This window comes from Fundidesulfovibrio sp. YSD1 (assembly GCF_055397115.1).
The window spans coordinates 51,790-66,412 of the sequence record NZ_AP043666.1; the positions used below are offsets into that span (position 1 = coordinate 51,790).

Below are 14,623 nucleotides of genomic sequence, written 5' to 3' on the forward strand. Positions count from 1 at the left end.
CGCCTCATCGGGCGCGCCTTCGGGCGCGCCCTTTTTTTTCGCGCCCTCCCGCCGTGCCTGCCCGGTTTTTCCCCCACCGGCTTCCCTTGCGCCGTATTTCGATGTATCCGTGGAGGATACTCATCCTTCCCACACCGGCCCCGTGGCCAGGAGACACACGATGCCCATCACCGACAACGACCCCAGCCAGCTTCCCGAACTCTACAAGCGCTTCCATGAACGTCTCTCGGCCTTCATCCCGGCGGAGCGCCTGTTCAGCGGCCCCTTCACCAACCTGGCCTACGGCGACGACGCCAGCTTCTACAGGCTGGTGCCCAGGATCGTGGTCAAGGCCCGCACCCCGGAGGAGGTCTCGCGCCTGCTGGCCATCGCCAACGGGATGAAGGTGCCGGTCACGTTCCGCACGGCGGGCACGAGCCTCTCGGGCCAGGCCATCACGGACTCCGTGCTCGTCTACCTGGCAGGGGCCTGGAAGGGCCTGCACATCCACGACCACGCCTCGCTCATCTCGCTGGAGCCGGGCGTCATCGGGGCCGAGGCCAACGTGCGCCTCGCCCCCTTCGGCAAGAAGATCGGGCCGGACCCGGCCTCCATCAACGCGGCCATGATCGGCGGCATCGCGGCCAACAACGCCTCGGGCATGTGCTGCGGCACGGCCGAGAACAGCTACAAGACCGTGGAGTCCATGAAGCTGGTCTTCGTGGACGGCTCCACCCTGGACACCGCCGACGAGGGCTCGCGCCGGGCGTTTCGTGAAACGCACCCCGCGCTGGTGCGCGAGCTGGAAGCCATCCGCGACGAGATCCGCGCCGACGAGGAGCTGGCCGGGCGCATCCGCCGCAAGTTCAAGATCAAGAACACCACCGGTTACGGGATCAACTCCTTCGTGGACTTCGACGACCCAGTGGACATCCTCCTGCACCTGATGGTGGGCTCCGAGGGCACCCTGGCCTTCATCGCCGAGGTGACCTACCGCACCGTTGTGGAGCACCCGCACAAGGCCTCGGCCATGATGTACTACGCCACCATCGCCGACGCCTGCAACGCCACCATCCAGCTCAAGAAGGGGCCGGTGTCCGCGGTGGAGCTCATGGACCGGGCCTCGCTACGCTCCGTGCAGGACAAGCCCGGGATGCCCGAGTTCCTGAAAGGCCTGCCCGAGGAGGCCGCGGCCATCCTGGTGGAGACGCGCGCGGGCGACGAGAAGGCGCTGCTCGCCCAGATCGGGGAGATCCAGGAGCTGGTGTCCGGCATCGAGGCCCTGCACCCCATCGTGTTCATGGACCGGCCCGACGACTTCAACCGCCTCTGGAACATCCGCAAGGGCCTGTTCCCGGCGGTGGGGGCCGTGCGCGGGCCCGGCACCACGGTGGTCATCGAGGACGTGGTCTTCCCCATCGAGAAGCTGGCCCACGGCACGATGGAGCTCCAGGAGCTCATGCACAAGCACGGCTTCCCCGAGGGCATCATCTTCGGCCACGCCCTGGAGGGGAACCTGCACTTCGTGTTCTGCCCGGACTTCGGCTCCCCCAAGATGGTCAAGGACTACCAGGCCCTCATGGACGAGGTGGCCGAGATGGTGGTGAACCGCTACGACGGCTCGCTCAAGGGCGAGCACGGCACCGGGCGCAACATGGCCCCGTTCGTGGAGATGGAGTGGGGCGTGCAGGCGTACTCCTACATGGTCCGGCTGAAAAAGGCCTTCGACCCGGACAACCTGCTGAACCCCGGGGTGATCATCAACGACAACCCCCACGCGCACCTCGAGAACCTGAAGCCCATGCCCGCGGTGCACGAGATCATCGACCGCTGCATCGAGTGCGGCTTCTGCGAGCCCGTCTGCCCCTCGCGCACCATCACCTCCACGCCGCGCCAGCGCATCGCGCTCCAGCGCCACATGGCCAGGCTCAAGCACTCGCGCGACGACGAGCTGATGAAGAAGTTCTGGGAGCACTACACCTACTTCGGCGAAGAGACCTGCGCTGCCGACGGCCTGTGCGCCACGGTCTGCCCGGTGGCCATCGACACGGGCAAGTTCACCAAGTCGCTGCGCGGCGAGCGTTCGAGCCCCCGGGCCAGGAAGGTGGCCTCCTGGGTGGCCACGAACTACGGCTCGTCCATGGCCGCCGTGCGCCGGGGCCTCAAGGTGGTGGACGCCGTGCGCGGGGTTCTGGGCGAGAAGCTCATGACCCAGCTCGCCGAGTCCTTCCGGGAGATGTCCGGCGGGCGCATCCCGCTGTGGAACAAGTGGATGCCCAAGGGGCTGCCCCAGGCCACGTTCACGCCCACGGTCAAGGGCAAGGGCCGCAAGGTGGTCTACTTCCCCAGCTGCGTGGTGCGCTCCATGGGCCCGGCCCGGGACGACCCGGACCAGCGCGCGCTCTACGAGGCCACGCTCTCGGTGCTGAACAAGGCCGGGTACGACGTGGTCTACCCCGAGGGCATGAGCGAGCTCTGCTGCGGCCTGACCTTCGAGTCCAAGGGATTCTTCGAGCAGGCCGACAAAAAGGCCGCCGAGCTCGAGCGAGAGCTTCGCCGCGTGAGCGGGAACGGCGAGATTCCCGTGCTCTTCGACACCAGCCCCTGCCTCTACGCCATGCGCTGCAAGATCGAGCCGGACCTGCGCATCTACGAGCCCGTGGAGTTCATCCACGACCACCTGATGGACAAGCTGCGCTTCACCAAGCTCGACAAGTCCGTGGCCATCCACGTGACGTGCAGCTCCGTCAAGATGGGCCTGGCGGGCAAGTTCAAGGCCCTGGCCGAGGCCTGCGCCGAGAAGGTGGTCGCGCCGCGCAACATCCACTGCTGCGGCTTCGCGGGCGACAGGGGCTTCAACTTCCCCGAACTCAACGAGGCGGCCCTGGACGGGCTCACGGAGCAGTTGCCGCCGGAGGTCACCTGGGGCTTCTCCAACAGCCGCACCTGCGAGATCGGGTTGTCGCGCAACACGGGCATCCCCTACCAGTCCATCGTCTATCTCGTGGACAAGTGCACCGTGGCCGGTTGAACCGTAACGCCGCGAACCGACATGCGAACCCCGCCGGTTTTGCCGGCGGGGTTTTTCGTTTTCGGCCCCGGGGAGGCGTTTTGCGAATATTGTTGCAAATCACGAATTGATGTATATTGAAGTCGTGCATCACCGTTGTTGGCGTCAACGACTTTCCGGTAAGTTAGAGAACAAAGCTGGGCAGATGGTGGTCACCATGGACAAGCCTCTCTCCAAAAAACTCGCCGATAAAATCACGCCTGACATTATCGAGATTCTTGGCGACGATACATGCACGGCCATCGACGAAATGCTGAACTCGAACTGCCCGGATGAAAAGATAATCGACCTGATAGACAGGCGATTCGAAAAGCTGGACGGGTCGTTCGATGTACCGTTTTATAGGGACATTCTCGTTGCCTTGCGCGGAACATGCAAATACCAGGCGGAGTTCAACGCGCTCAAGAAGGCCATCCCGCGAACGCTGCCCCTGAGCGTCGCCCGCAAGCGCTGCTTCGACCAGGTCGGGTTGCAGGGCTACGCCCTCATGGACGACCTGGAAGTGAAGAAGAGCATCATCAGGAAAAGAAGCGTCGGGCTCATGGCCAAGGCGCTCCTGGTCAAGGATTACATCATCTCCGCATACGGCGTCAGCCTGAACATCATCTGACGCATCTTCGCCGTTGCATGCCGTGGCTCCTCCACGCTCCTTCCGCCAAGGGCCGCTCCCCCGGGCCGGTGCGCGGACCTTGCCGTGTTCGAGAAGCGTGCGCCGTGACAGAACCGCACCTTTTGGGCTAGGAAGACGCGAAACACAGCCTGGAGCCGTATCCGATGGATTTTTCGTTCCTCAATGAAATCGTAGTTATCCTCGCCATGAGCGTGGGCGTCCTCTTCGTGTGCCACCGACTGGGCCTGCCGCCCATCGTGGGCTTCCTCGTCGCCGGAGTGATCTGCGGCCCCGGCGGCGCGGGGCTGGTCAAGTCCGTGCACCAGGTCGAGATGATGGCCGAGATCGGCGTGGTGCTGCTGCTTTTCTCCATCGGCATGGAGCTTTCCGCCTCGGAACTCGTGCGGCTCAAGCGGCCGGTGTTCCTCGGCGGGCTCGTGCAGATCGGGCTGACCATCGCGCTCTTCGAGGCCCTTTCCGTGGGCGGGGGCTTCGCCACGAACCAGGGGCTCTTCCTGGGCTTTCTGGCGGCGCTGTCCTCCACGGCCATCGTGCTCAAGGAGCTCCAGCGCCGCGCCGAACTCGAGAGCCCCCACGGGCGCGTGAGCCTGGCCATCCTCATCTTCCAGGACCTGGCCATCGTGCCCATGATGCTGCTCACGCCCTTTCTCGGCGGCAAGGGCGGGGACCTGGCCAGCTCGCTCGGCATGATGGCCCTGAAGGGCGTGGCCGTGGTGGGCATCGTGCTGGTGCTGGCCAAGTACGTGGTGCCCAGGCTCTTCCTCATGGTGGCCAGGGTGCGCAGCCGGGAACTCTTCCTGCTGGCCACCATCGTCTTCTGCCTCTCGGTGGCCCTGCTCACGGCCAGCGTGGGCCTGTCGCTCTCGCTCGGGGCGTTTTTGGCCGGGCTCATCCTCTCCGAGTCGGACTACGCCCTGAACGCCCTGGAGGGCGTGCTGCCCTTCAAGGACATCTTCACCAGCCTGTTCTTCGTCTCTGTGGGCATGCTCGTGGACGTGGCCTTCATCATCGACAACCCGCTTCTGGTGCTGGGCACGGCGGGCGCTGTGATCGTGCTCAAGACCCTGGCCGCGGGCGGCGCGGTGATGGCCCTGGGCTACCCGTTGCGCACCGCGGTGACGGGCGGCCTGGCCCTGGCGCAGGTGGGCGAGTTCTCCTTCGTGCTGGCCAAGGTGGGCCTGGACGCCGGGCTCTTCGACGGCGACTCCTACCAGCTCTTCCTGGCCGCCAGCGTGATCACCATGTCCGTGACGCCCGGGCTCATCCAGGCGGCGCCCTGGCTGGCGGGAAAGCTGGGGAGGGCCCCCGCGCAAAGGGCCGACGCTGCCACGGGGCATCCCGAACTCAAGGACCACCTGATCATCATCGGCTTCGGCCCGGGCGGGCAACGCATCGCCCACGCGGCCAGGCGCGCGGACATCGGCTATTACGTGCTGGAGATGAACATCGACACGGTGCGGCGCGAGCACGCCAACGGCGAGCCCGTGCACTACGGCGACGCCAGCTACCCCGAGGTGCTCAAGCACGCCGGGATCAAGCAGGCGCGGGTGATGGTGATCGTGGTCTCGGACCCCTCGGCCGCCAGGCGCATCGTCAGCACGGCCCGGGCCATCAGCCCCAACGTGAAGATCATCGTGCGCACGCGCTTTTTGGGCGAGGTGGACGAGCTGCTCAAGCTGGGGGCCAGCGACGTGGTGCCGGAGGAGTTCGAGACCTCCATCGAGATCTTCACCCGGGTGCTGGTGGAATACCTGGTGCCAAACCAGATGATCGAGCGCTTCATCCTGGAGGCCAGGGGGGCCAACTACCGCATGCTGCGCACGCCGGGGCTGCCCCTGGACGGCCAGAAGCTCATGACCCCGCAGCTCTCGGGCATGGACCTGGCCGTGTTCACGGTGGACGAGGGCTCCACCCTGGCCGGGCACACGCTCATAGAATCGCACCTGCGCAAGGTGCACGGGCTGACCCTGGTGGCCGTGGACAGGCAGGGGGAGATGCACCTCAACCCCGAGGGCTCCTTCAGACTGGAGCCCGGGGACAAGGCCTACGTGTTCGGCCGCCAGGAGGACATGGTGGACAAGTCCTGGCTGTTCACGGCCGCGTAACGCCCCCGCCCTCGCAGGGCGCTGGCGCGTTCTTCAGGGCGAGGGCCGGGCGTCGCGGCCGGGCTAGGGCAGCAGGAAGTTCGGCAGTTTCTGCCTGCTGGTGCGCCAGTCGCCCGGCGGCAGGTAGGACTGCCCCTTGGGCTCGGGCGCGCCAGGCACGGTGGCCACGGTGGGGCGGATGGTGGCCGGGCCCTGGGACGGCTGCTCCATGAGGAAGGCCACGGTGCGGTTCATGGGGATCACGCGGCTGCTCTTGGCCAGCACGTCGTTGTTCCTGGCGTCGAGCACCTCGATGTTGAAGCGCACGCCGTAGGGCGTGGCCGCATAGGTGCCCGTGGCCACCAGCGTGCCCTGGAAGTTCCTTGTGGCCAGCGCGCGCACGTCGCGAGAGAGCATGAACTCGCCCTGGGCCTTGTCGAACACCACCTCGGAAGTCTTCCTGATCTCCTGCACGTAATAGCCCTTGGCGGTCATGGCCTGGCCGAGCTGCTCGGCCAGGGCGCGCGAAAGCGGCACGGCCTGGCCCATGTTGTTCAAATCCGTGGGGGTGGTCACCAGAAGCCACTGCAGGCCGCGCGTGGTGGTGTGGTCGAAGCCCAGGCGGGCGGCCAGCTGCATGTCCAGTTCGGCGGCCATTTCCTGGGAGGCCTGGGGATAGTGCTCCTTGGCGTCGCCCGCGCCCGCCCAGGGCATGCTCGCCCCCACCTCCTTGAAGAGGTAGGCCATCTCGCCGTTGGCCATGGGCGCGCAGGCCCCGGCCAGAAGTATCAGTATCCACGCGAACCGTTTCATGGCGCGTCTCCTCGTGTGCGTCTGGGATGGCCCCTGCTAGCGCAAGGCCTTGATTGCGCGGTCCATGGCCGCGATCTCGGCTTCGCAGCGCGAGTACATGTTCTGGTCGCGCGCGGTGGCGCGGGCCAGCTCGAAGTGCTCCCTGGCCAGCAGGAAGCGGCCCTCGCGCTTCATGCGCAGGCCCATGGCGTAGTGGTCCAGGCTGCCTGCGTCCTGGGGGATCACGGCCAGTTCCTTGCCGTGGCAGGCCCCGAGCATCAGGACCAGGAGGGCTGCGGACAGGAATTTCATGTCCGGCTCCTATTTCTCGGCCGGCTGGGCGAGCGGCTGCTGGCCCTGGCCCGAGGCGGCTTTCGCGTTGGTGTCGATGGGCTCGCACCCCGGAGGGCAGGGGGCCTTGGCCTTGGGTTTGACGGCCTTCTTCGGGGGAGCCTTCTTCTTGGGCTGCGGCGAGTAGGGCGTCGGGGTCTTCACGCCCGATCCCGGAGGGTCGTTCACGTCGCGCGAGCCGATGAGCACGGGCGGCGTCGGGCGCAGGCCCGAAGGGTTGGGCTCGGGCAGGCCCAGCATGCGCCTGAGGGTCGGCGTCATGGGGATGAGCGCGGAGCCCGTGCGCAGCACGCGCCCCGAGGGTTCCACGAGCCTCGCGTTGACGAAGAGGTTGTCCTTGTCCGCGTAGTAGGACCCGGCCAGCACCGCGAAGGGCTGGGCCGGCGCGGCGGCCTTCCTGCCCTTGGACTTCGCGGCGGCGGGGGCGGCTCCCCTGGCCTCCTGGACCGGGAAGCCCCTGCTGTTCAGCTCGTAGATCATCTGCTCGCCCATGAGGCGGCCGAAGGGCGTGACCATGCGGGTGTCCTGGTCCACGAAAGCCGACGGAACGCTGACGACGCCGGTCAAGGAAGCGTCGCCGGAGATGCCCCGCGTGATCTGGGAGGCGAGCTCCCTGGCGTAGAGGCGCACTTCCTCCGCGTCGGCGCGCGAGGCCGGCGGCGGGGCCGGGGCCGGTCCCGGGGCGTAGTGCACGTAGCCGCCCTTGGCGTCCGGGACCATGAAGCCCTGCGAGGCCCCTGGCGTGTCGCGCACGGGCACGTCGCGCGTGCCGTTGATCGTGGCGTCGCGGGGTGCGCTCAGTTCCATGGGCGCGCCCGGGTCCACGGGCCCGATGGTCTGGGCGGACGCCCCCGGCGCGAAGAGGCTCGCGGTCAGGAGCGCCGCGAAAAGTGCTGGCGCGCGCATGGTTTCATCCTCCGGCGGTTTTGCGTCTCATCGGCTTCACCTGCAAAACCCTTAAGTCCCGCAATGGGCGGTTTTTGCCGTATGACACCGGTAACGCCGCTTGCACGCAAAGTCCATGCCGGAAATGTTGGCGGCGTGCGTGGCGCGTGTCTCCCGAAAGGGCTTGCGCAAACGCCCCGAAAGTGGTTTATGTCATGGAAATGCCGGGTCGTTTTTTTGCGTCCCGGCCCATCCGGACCACATTCCAAAGGAGCGAAAGATATGACCGAGAAGAACGGCATCTACAAATGCGACATCTGCGGCAACATCGTCGAAGTGCTGCACACCGGCGGCGGCGACCTGGTCTGCTGCGGCCAGCCCATGAAGTACTTCCAGGAGAACACCGTGGACGCCGCCAAGGAGAAGCACGTCCCCGTGATCGAGAAGACCGCCAACGGCTTCAAGGTGCTGGTCGGCAGCGTGCCCCATCCCATGGAGGAGAAGCACTACATCGAGTTCATCGAGGTCATCGCCGACGGCAAGGTCTACCGCCAGGACCTGCTGCCCGGCCAGAAGCCCGAGGCCGAGTTCTGCATCAAGGCCGACAAGATCGTGGCCCGCGAGTACTGCAACCTCCACGGCCTGTGGAAGGCGGAGTAGCCCCATGCTGAGCAAGAAGATGGAGCAGGCCTTGAACGACCAGGTGAAGTGGGAGCTCTGGTCCTCCTACCTGTACCTCTCCATGGCCGCCTACTTCGAGGACATGGGCCTCATGGGCTTCGCCAGCTGGATGAAGGTCCAGGAGCAGGAGGAGAAGTTCCACGCCACCAAGTTCTACGGCTACACCTTCGAGCGCGGCGGGCGCATCGTCCTGCAGACCCTCGAAGCGCCCGAGAGCAGCTGGAAGAGCCCCATGGCCGTCTTCCAGGACACCTTGAAGCACGAGCAGGGCGTGACCGCCCGCATCAACGCGCTCATGGACCTGGCCATCAAGGAGAAGGACCACGCCACCGCCTCCTACCTCAAGTGGTTCATCGACGAGCAGGTCGAGGAGGAAGCCAGCGTCCAGGACGTGATCAACAAGCTGAAGCTCGTGGAGGGCAACCCCTCGGCGCTGTACATGCTGGACAAGGAGCTCGGCGCGCGCGTGTTCACCCCGCCCGCGGGGGCGGAGTAGGCCGCAATGGACGCCGCCGGGCCCGCGCTGTGCCGGGCGCTGGAGCTCGACCGCAAGGCCCTGGACTTCTACGAGGCCGCGCGGGAGCAGAGCAGGAGCGAACTGGGCAGACGCGTCTTCGAACTCCTGGCCGAGGACAAGAAGCGCCTGGCCACCAGGCTCGCGGAGATATCCGCCGCCCTGGGCCGGGGCATGAGCCTGGCAAACGCCTGCGCCCTGATCGAGGAAACCCGGGAGGACGTCCCCGGCGCTTCGGAAGCCGTCGCCGCCCTGCGCGCGGCGGCCCTGAGCCCGAGCGCGGCGGACCTCGACCTGATCGGGTCCGCCCTGGCCCTGGAGCAGGCCTGCCTGTCGCACCTGGAGGGCATGCTCTCGGCCGAGGCCGACCAGGGCGTGCGCTCCGTGCTCCAGCGGGCCCTGGAGGAGGAGAAGGGGCACTTCGTGCTCGTCTCCGACATGCGCTACTACTTCGAGACGGCCACCGAGGCCGGTTCCGGGAACTGAAACAGCAACAGGCGGCCGCCGGGTTCACCCGGCGGCCGCTTTTTCGTTTCACCACCGCGAGGCTAACACACCATGCAGGACCCAAGCGTGAACATCGTCATCGGAGGGGAGGCCGGCCAGGGGCTGGTCACCGTGGGCGACTTCCTGGCCAAGGCGCTCGTGCGCGCGGGCTACGAGATCGTCGTCACCCAGGACTACCAGTCGCGCATCAGGGGCGGCCACAACACCTACGCCATCCGCGTGAGCCCCGAGGCGGTGCACGGCCCTTGCGGGTCCATCGACCTGCTGGTGGCCCTGGACGCGGCCACCGTGGAGCTGCACAAGGCGCAGCTCTCGGCCCGGGCGCTGGTGCTGGCCGGCGAGTCGATCGGGCTTGCGGGCCTGAACGGGCTCTCCATCCCGTTCAAGAAGCTCTGCCCCAAGCCCATCTACGAGAACATGGCCGCCCTGGGCGTCCTGGCGCTACTGCTCTGCCTGGAGCGCTCCTGGCTGGAGGCGGTGATCCGCGAGACGTTCGTCAAGAAAGGCGAGCAGGTGGTTGAAGCCAACCTGAAGGTCTTTGCCGACGCCCACGCCTTCGCCGAAGAGAAAAAGGCCGGGTTCACCTGCATCGCGCCAGCCACGCGCACCGAAAAGCGCCTCTTCATGAACGGCAACGAGGCCATCGCCCTGGGCGCCCTGGCCGCGGGCGCGAATTTCTGCTCCTACTACCCCATGACCCCGGCCACGTCCGTGGCCCAGGCCTTCGTCTCCCAGGGGGCGAAGCTCGGGATGCTCGTCGAGCAGGCCGAGGACGAGATCGCGGCCATCAACATGGCCCTGGGCGCGTCCTACGCCGGGGCCAAGGCCGTGGTGCCCACCTCGGGCGGCGGCTTCGCCCTGATGGTGGAGGGCGTGAGCCTGGCGGGCATGACCGAGACGCCCATCGTTGTGGTCCTGGCGCAGCGCCCCGGCCCGGCCACGGGCCTGCCCACGCGCACCGAGCAGGGCGACCTGAACATGACCCTCTACGCCGGGCACGGCGACTTCCCCCGGGCCATCTACGCCCCGGGCACGCCCGAGCAGTGCTTCGAACTGACCTGGCGGGCCATGGACCAGGCCGAGAAGTGGCAGAGCCCCGCTTTCGTGCTCACGGACCAGTACCTGGCCGACTCCTACCGGGCCGTGGTCCCCTTCGACCTTTCGGCGCACCCCGTCATCGAGGGGCCGGAGCTGTCCCCCCGGGCCGGGGCCGCCTACGAGCGCTACGCCCTGACGGAGAACGGCGTCTCTCCCAGGGCCGTGCCGGGCTTCGGCGAGCACCTGGTGGTGCTCGACAGCGACGAGCACACCCCGGACGGGCACATCACCGAGGACCTCGCCGTGCGCATCCAAATGGTGGACAAGCGCATGCGCAAGAACGCGGGCCTCAAGGCGGACATCATCCCGCCCTCCGTGACCGGCGACGAGAAACCCCATGTGCTGCTCGCCTGCTGGGGCTCGACCCTTGGGCCCGCCCTGGAGGCCGCCGAGACGCTCCGTCAGGGCGGAACCAGCGCGGCGGTGATGCACTTCGGGCAGGTCTGGCCGCTCGACCCCGGGCACTTCCTGCCGGTTCTCGAGTCCGCCGGGCGCACGGTGATGGTGGAGGGCAACCATTCGGCCCAACTGGCGGGAATCATCCGCCAGGAGACCGGCTACGCCTTCTCCTCCACGGTTACGCGCTACGACGGCCTGCCCCTGAGCGCGGCCTACATCCTGGAACGCCTGTAGCCCACGGCACGCCCCAAGGAGTCGACACCATGATACCCATCGAGAGATACGGCGAGTTCGAGACCGCCTGGTGCCCCGGCTGCGGCAACTTCGCCATCAACAAGGCGCTCAAGAAGGCCCTGTCCGCCCTGGACCTGGAGCCGCATCAGGTGCTCGTCTGCTCGGGCATCGGCCAGGCTGCCAAGTCCCCGCACTACCTGCGCTGCAACTGCTTCAACGGCCTGCACGGCCGGAGCCTGCCCCCGGCCCAGGGCGCGGCCCTCTCCAACCCGGGGCTGGCCGTGTTCGCCGAAAGCGGGGACGGGTGCAGCTACGGCGAGGGCGGCAACCACTTCCTGGCCGCCATGCGCCGCAACGTGACCATGACCTACCTGGTGCACGACAACCAGATCTACGGCCTGACCAAGGGCCAGGCGAGCCCCACCACGGCCCAGGGCCAGACGACCAAGTTCCAGCCCGGCGGCGTGCCCTCCATGCCCTTCAACCCCGTCCTGGTGGCCGTGACCATGGACGTGCCCTTCGTGGCGCGCGGCTTCGCGGGAGAGATCGACCACCTGGCCGACCTGATCGCCCAGGCGCACCGCCACCCGGGGTTCGCCCTGGTGGACATCCTCCAGCCGTGCGTGTCCTTCAACAAGGTGAACACCTACGCCTGGTACAAGGAGCGCTGCTACAAGCTCGACTCCAGCCACGACCCCACTGACCGCGCCGCCGCCCTGGCCAGGGCGGCCGAGTTCGGAGAGCGCATCCCCATAGGCGTGATCCACAAGGGCGGGCGACCGGCCTTCGAGGGCTTCCTGAACGAGCGCGTGCGCCGTCCCCTTGCCACGTCCGCGCCGGACCGGGCCAAGCTGGCGGAGATCATCGAGGGGTACGCGTGATGGAAAAGGCGGTGCTCTTCGCGTTTCGAGGGGAAGTCCCCTGCTTCGTGCACGTGATGCTGAACGCCATCGACATGCGCGAGAAAGGCTTCGAAGTTCAAGTAGTGCTTGAAGGAGAGTCGAGCAGGGTGCTGGCCGCGCTGTCCCGCAAGGAGCACCCAATGCATGCGCTCTTCGAGAAGACCAAGGCCCTGGGGCTCTTCGCCGGGGCCTGCAAGGCCTGCGCGCACGCCATGGGGGCGCTCGCGGCCGTCCAGGCCGAGGGGCTGCCCCTGCTGGACGCCATGCACGGCCACGCGGGCATGGCCGAGTGGATCGCCAAGGGCTACGGCGTGATCACCTTCTAGATTCGGGCCGTTCGCGCGCTGGCCTGCCGCAATTGGTCAAAAATAACGCCCGGGGACCGCGTCAGGTTCCCGGGCGTTATTTTTTCAGCGATTTTCGAGGCTAGTCGTACTTCACGGCGCTGAACTTCATGAGCTTGTCCCAGGTGTGGTGGGACTCGATGCGCCGCATGGTGCCGGTCTTGCCGCGCAGCACCAGCGAATGCGTCACCGCGCCCCTGCCCGAGAAGGACACGCCCTCCAGCCAGGTGCCGCCCGAGATGCCCGTGGCCGCGAAGAAGGTGTCGTGGCTGGAGACGAGGTCCTCGGCGGTGAGCACGCGCTTGAGGTCGATCCCGGCTTCCACGAGCCTTGAGCGCTCGTCCTCGGACTGCGGGTCCAGGCGCGCGAGCATCTGCCCGCCCACGGCGCGGATGGCGCAGGCCGAGAGCACGCCCTCGGGGGTGCCCCCCGTGCCCATCATCACGTCCACCATGTCCTTGGGGTCGAGCGCCATGAGCGATCCGGCCACGTCGCCGTCGGTGTGCAACTGGATGCGCGCCCCGGCGGCGCGGATGTCCTCGATGAGCTTCTTGTGCCGGGGCTTGTCCAGCACGAAGACCACCAGGTCGTCCACGTCCTTGTCCAGGGCCTTGGCGATGCCCTTGAGGTTGTCGGCCACGGGGGCGTCCAGGTCCACGGCGTCGCGGGCGCAGGAGGGCGCCACGAGCTTCTGCATGTAGTAGCTGGGCCCGGGGTCGAACATGGAACCCTTTGGGGCCACGCCCACCACCGCGATGGCGTTAGGCCGCCCGTACGCAAGCAGGCGCGTGCCTTCCACGGGGTCCACGGCCACGTCCATGGCCGGGCCGGATCCCGAGCCCACGGCCTCGCCGTTGAAGAGCATGGGGGCTTCGTCCTTCTCGCCTTCGCCGATGACGATCATGCCCTGGATGTTGATGGTGTCGAAGGAGAGGCGCATGGCGTCCACCGCGGCCTGGTCTCCGGCGTTCTTGTCGCCCTTGCCGAGCCATCTGGCGCTGGCCAGGGCTGCTGCTTCGGTGACGCGGACGAGGTCCAGGGCGAGGTTGCGGTCGGGAGCTTCCATGTTTCCTCCGGGGTGAATAGGTCCGGGGAAACTAGAGAAAAAGCGCCTGCGCGTAAAGTCCGCCGGGCGGCCCCGGGCGTCGGCGCACCCCGAGGGAACGAGGAAATCCGCCCCGGGTGCGCCCTTGGGGGAACGAGGCGGAAGGATGAGCGGGAGAGAGGGCCGCGAGTTCTCTGCGCCTGTCCGGCGCGGCGGGCGTGGCCCGCCGGGAGCTGAAGCGGAAACCCCGGGGGGCCGGGCGGGCTAGCGCGCCCTGAAGGTGATGCGGCCCTTGGTCAGGTCGTAGGGGGACATGGTCACCTTCACGGAGTCTCCGGGAAGGATCTTGATCCTGAACTTGCGCATCTTGCCGCAGAGATAGGCCAACACGGTCTGGCCCGTGTCCAGCTTCACCTCGAACATGGTGCCCGGCAGGGCTTCCTGCACGATGCCGGGTATTTCAATGCCGTCTTCCTTCGCCATTATCTGCTCCTGAGCGGGCAACCGGATGAGGGGGGAATAAAAAAGCCCCGTCCCAAGCGGGACGGGGCTTGGACGCACGACTGGAAGCGCGAACTACCAGGGACGGCGCTGGCCGCCGCCGGGGCGGCCGCTGTCGCCGAACTGGCGGCGGGGCGGACGGGCCTGGGCCTCGTTGATCTTCAGGTTGCGGCCCATAAAGCTCTGGCCGTCCAGGGCTTCGATGGCGGCGAGCGCACCCTCGTCGTTCATCTCGACGAAGCCGAAACCGCGCAGGCGGCCGGTCTCGCGATCGGTGATCAGGGCGACGGAAATGACCTCGCCGTAGGGAGCGAAGTAATCGCGAACGTCGTCCTCGGAAGCGGAGAAGGGCAGGTTGCCGACATACAATTTCTTAGCCATGTGCAAACACTCCAAACTGGTATTTGGCATTCATTCTTATCAAATTGGAGCGAAGCACACGCTTGACCCAACCATCAACAAGACCGATGCCGTTTGAGGTGACAATTTAATTTCATTTCGCCAGGAGTCAAGACAAAAAGTTTCGTGGTGCGAAAAATTTTTCATCGCTTCGGGAGCATGAAAGAAGGCGGCATCGCGGGGTGCTCCGCCGTGGGCGCGGGCCAG

General features: G+C 67.0%; 15 protein-coding genes. 9 read left to right on the top strand and 6 right to left on the bottom strand.

The features are described from left to right. Positions 1-160: 160 nt before the first annotated feature. The 3 genes from ACZ5V4_RS00225 to ACZ5V4_RS00235 all read left to right on the top strand — a co-directional run bounded on the left by ACZ5V4_RS00225 (position 161) and on the right by ACZ5V4_RS00235 (position 5,785). Positions 161-3,010 (top strand): FAD-binding and (Fe-S)-binding domain-containing protein, encoded by a 2,850-nt coding sequence (locus ACZ5V4_RS00225; protein ID WP_464316168.1) that lies wholly within the window; start codon positions 161-163, stop codon positions 3,008-3,010. Positions 3,011-3,206: 196 nt separating this feature from the next. Next, positions 3,207-3,659 (top strand): hypothetical protein, encoded by a 453-nt coding sequence (locus tag ACZ5V4_RS00230; RefSeq protein ID WP_464316169.1) that lies wholly within the window; start codon positions 3,207-3,209, stop codon positions 3,657-3,659. A gap of 164 nt (positions 3,660-3,823) precedes the next feature. Further along, complete coding sequence (locus ACZ5V4_RS00235; protein ID WP_464316170.1) at positions 3,824-5,785, top strand: monovalent cation:proton antiporter family protein; 1,962 nt, start codon at positions 3,824-3,826, stop codon at positions 5,783-5,785. Positions 5,786-5,848: 63 nt separating this feature from the next. On the opposite strand, the gene ACZ5V4_RS00240 is transcribed toward ACZ5V4_RS00235, so the two are convergent. Genes ACZ5V4_RS00240 through ACZ5V4_RS00250 form a run of 3 tightly spaced genes read right to left on the bottom strand, consistent with a single transcriptional unit; the run spans position 5,849 to position 7,813 of the window. After that, positions 5,849-6,577 carry a FlgO family outer membrane protein gene (locus tag ACZ5V4_RS00240; RefSeq protein ID WP_464316171.1) on the bottom strand — a complete coding sequence of 243 codons (729 nt, stop codon included), beginning with the start codon at positions 6,575-6,577 and terminating at the stop codon, positions 5,849-5,851. A gap of 36 nt (positions 6,578-6,613) precedes the next feature. After that, the gene (locus ACZ5V4_RS00245; RefSeq protein WP_464316172.1) at positions 6,614-6,868 is read right to left on the bottom strand and encodes a hypothetical protein; all 255 of its coding nucleotides are present in this window, start codon (positions 6,866-6,868) and stop codon (positions 6,614-6,616) included. A 9-nt stretch (positions 6,869-6,877) separates the two neighbouring features. Continuing rightward, entirely contained in the window at positions 6,878-7,813 is a 936-nt protein-coding gene (locus ACZ5V4_RS00250; RefSeq protein WP_464316173.1) for a FlgO family outer membrane protein, read from the bottom strand. A gap of 261 nt (positions 7,814-8,074) precedes the next feature. Between ACZ5V4_RS00250 and ACZ5V4_RS00255 the strand changes: the two genes are divergently transcribed. The 6 genes from ACZ5V4_RS00255 (at position 8,075) to ACZ5V4_RS00280 (ending at position 12,453) form a co-directional block, all read left to right on the top strand. Next, on the top strand, positions 8,075-8,452 hold the full coding sequence (locus ACZ5V4_RS00255) for a desulfoferrodoxin (protein WP_464316174.1): 378 nt from the start codon (positions 8,075-8,077) through the stop codon (positions 8,450-8,452). A 4-nt stretch (positions 8,453-8,456) separates the two neighbouring features. Beyond that, positions 8,457-8,969: a ferritin gene (locus ACZ5V4_RS00260; protein ID WP_464316175.1), complete on the top strand. Its 513-nt coding sequence runs from the start codon at positions 8,457-8,459 to the stop codon at positions 8,967-8,969. Between the two features lie 6 nt (positions 8,970-8,975). Then, positions 8,976-9,473 (top strand): hypothetical protein, encoded by a 498-nt coding sequence (locus ACZ5V4_RS00265; RefSeq protein WP_464316176.1) that lies wholly within the window; start codon positions 8,976-8,978, stop codon positions 9,471-9,473. Between the two features lie 72 nt (positions 9,474-9,545). Then, a complete protein-coding gene (locus ACZ5V4_RS00270) occupies positions 9,546-11,225 on the top strand; it encodes a 2-oxoacid:acceptor oxidoreductase subunit alpha (RefSeq protein ID WP_464316177.1) in 1,680 nt (559 codons plus the stop codon). 29 nt (positions 11,226-11,254) lie between these two features. Further along, positions 11,255-12,106: a thiamine pyrophosphate-dependent enzyme gene (locus ACZ5V4_RS00275; RefSeq protein ID WP_464316178.1), complete on the top strand. Its 852-nt coding sequence runs from the start codon at positions 11,255-11,257 to the stop codon at positions 12,104-12,106. Continuing rightward, positions 12,106-12,453, top strand: coding sequence for a cytoplasmic protein (locus ACZ5V4_RS00280; RefSeq protein ID WP_464316179.1), 348 nt, complete (start codon positions 12,106-12,108; stop codon positions 12,451-12,453). Before ACZ5V4_RS00275 ends, ACZ5V4_RS00280 begins: the two co-directional genes overlap by 1 nt. A gap of 100 nt (positions 12,454-12,553) precedes the next feature. On the opposite strand, the gene glpX is transcribed toward ACZ5V4_RS00280, so the two are convergent. The 3 genes from glpX to ACZ5V4_RS00295 all read right to left on the bottom strand — a co-directional run bounded on the left by glpX (position 12,554) and on the right by ACZ5V4_RS00295 (position 14,398). Then, a complete protein-coding gene (glpX, locus tag ACZ5V4_RS00285) occupies positions 12,554-13,537 on the bottom strand; it encodes a class II fructose-bisphosphatase (RefSeq protein WP_464316180.1) in 984 nt (327 codons plus the stop codon). A gap of 243 nt (positions 13,538-13,780) precedes the next feature. Further along, positions 13,781-13,999, bottom strand: coding sequence for a translation initiation factor IF-1 (gene infA, locus ACZ5V4_RS00290; protein ID WP_464316181.1), 219 nt, complete (start codon positions 13,997-13,999; stop codon positions 13,781-13,783). 93 nt (positions 14,000-14,092) lie between these two features. Then, the gene (locus tag ACZ5V4_RS00295; RefSeq protein ID WP_464316182.1) at positions 14,093-14,398 is read right to left on the bottom strand and encodes an RNA recognition motif domain-containing protein; all 306 of its coding nucleotides are present in this window, start codon (positions 14,396-14,398) and stop codon (positions 14,093-14,095) included. Between the last annotated feature and the right edge of the window lie 225 nt (positions 14,399-14,623).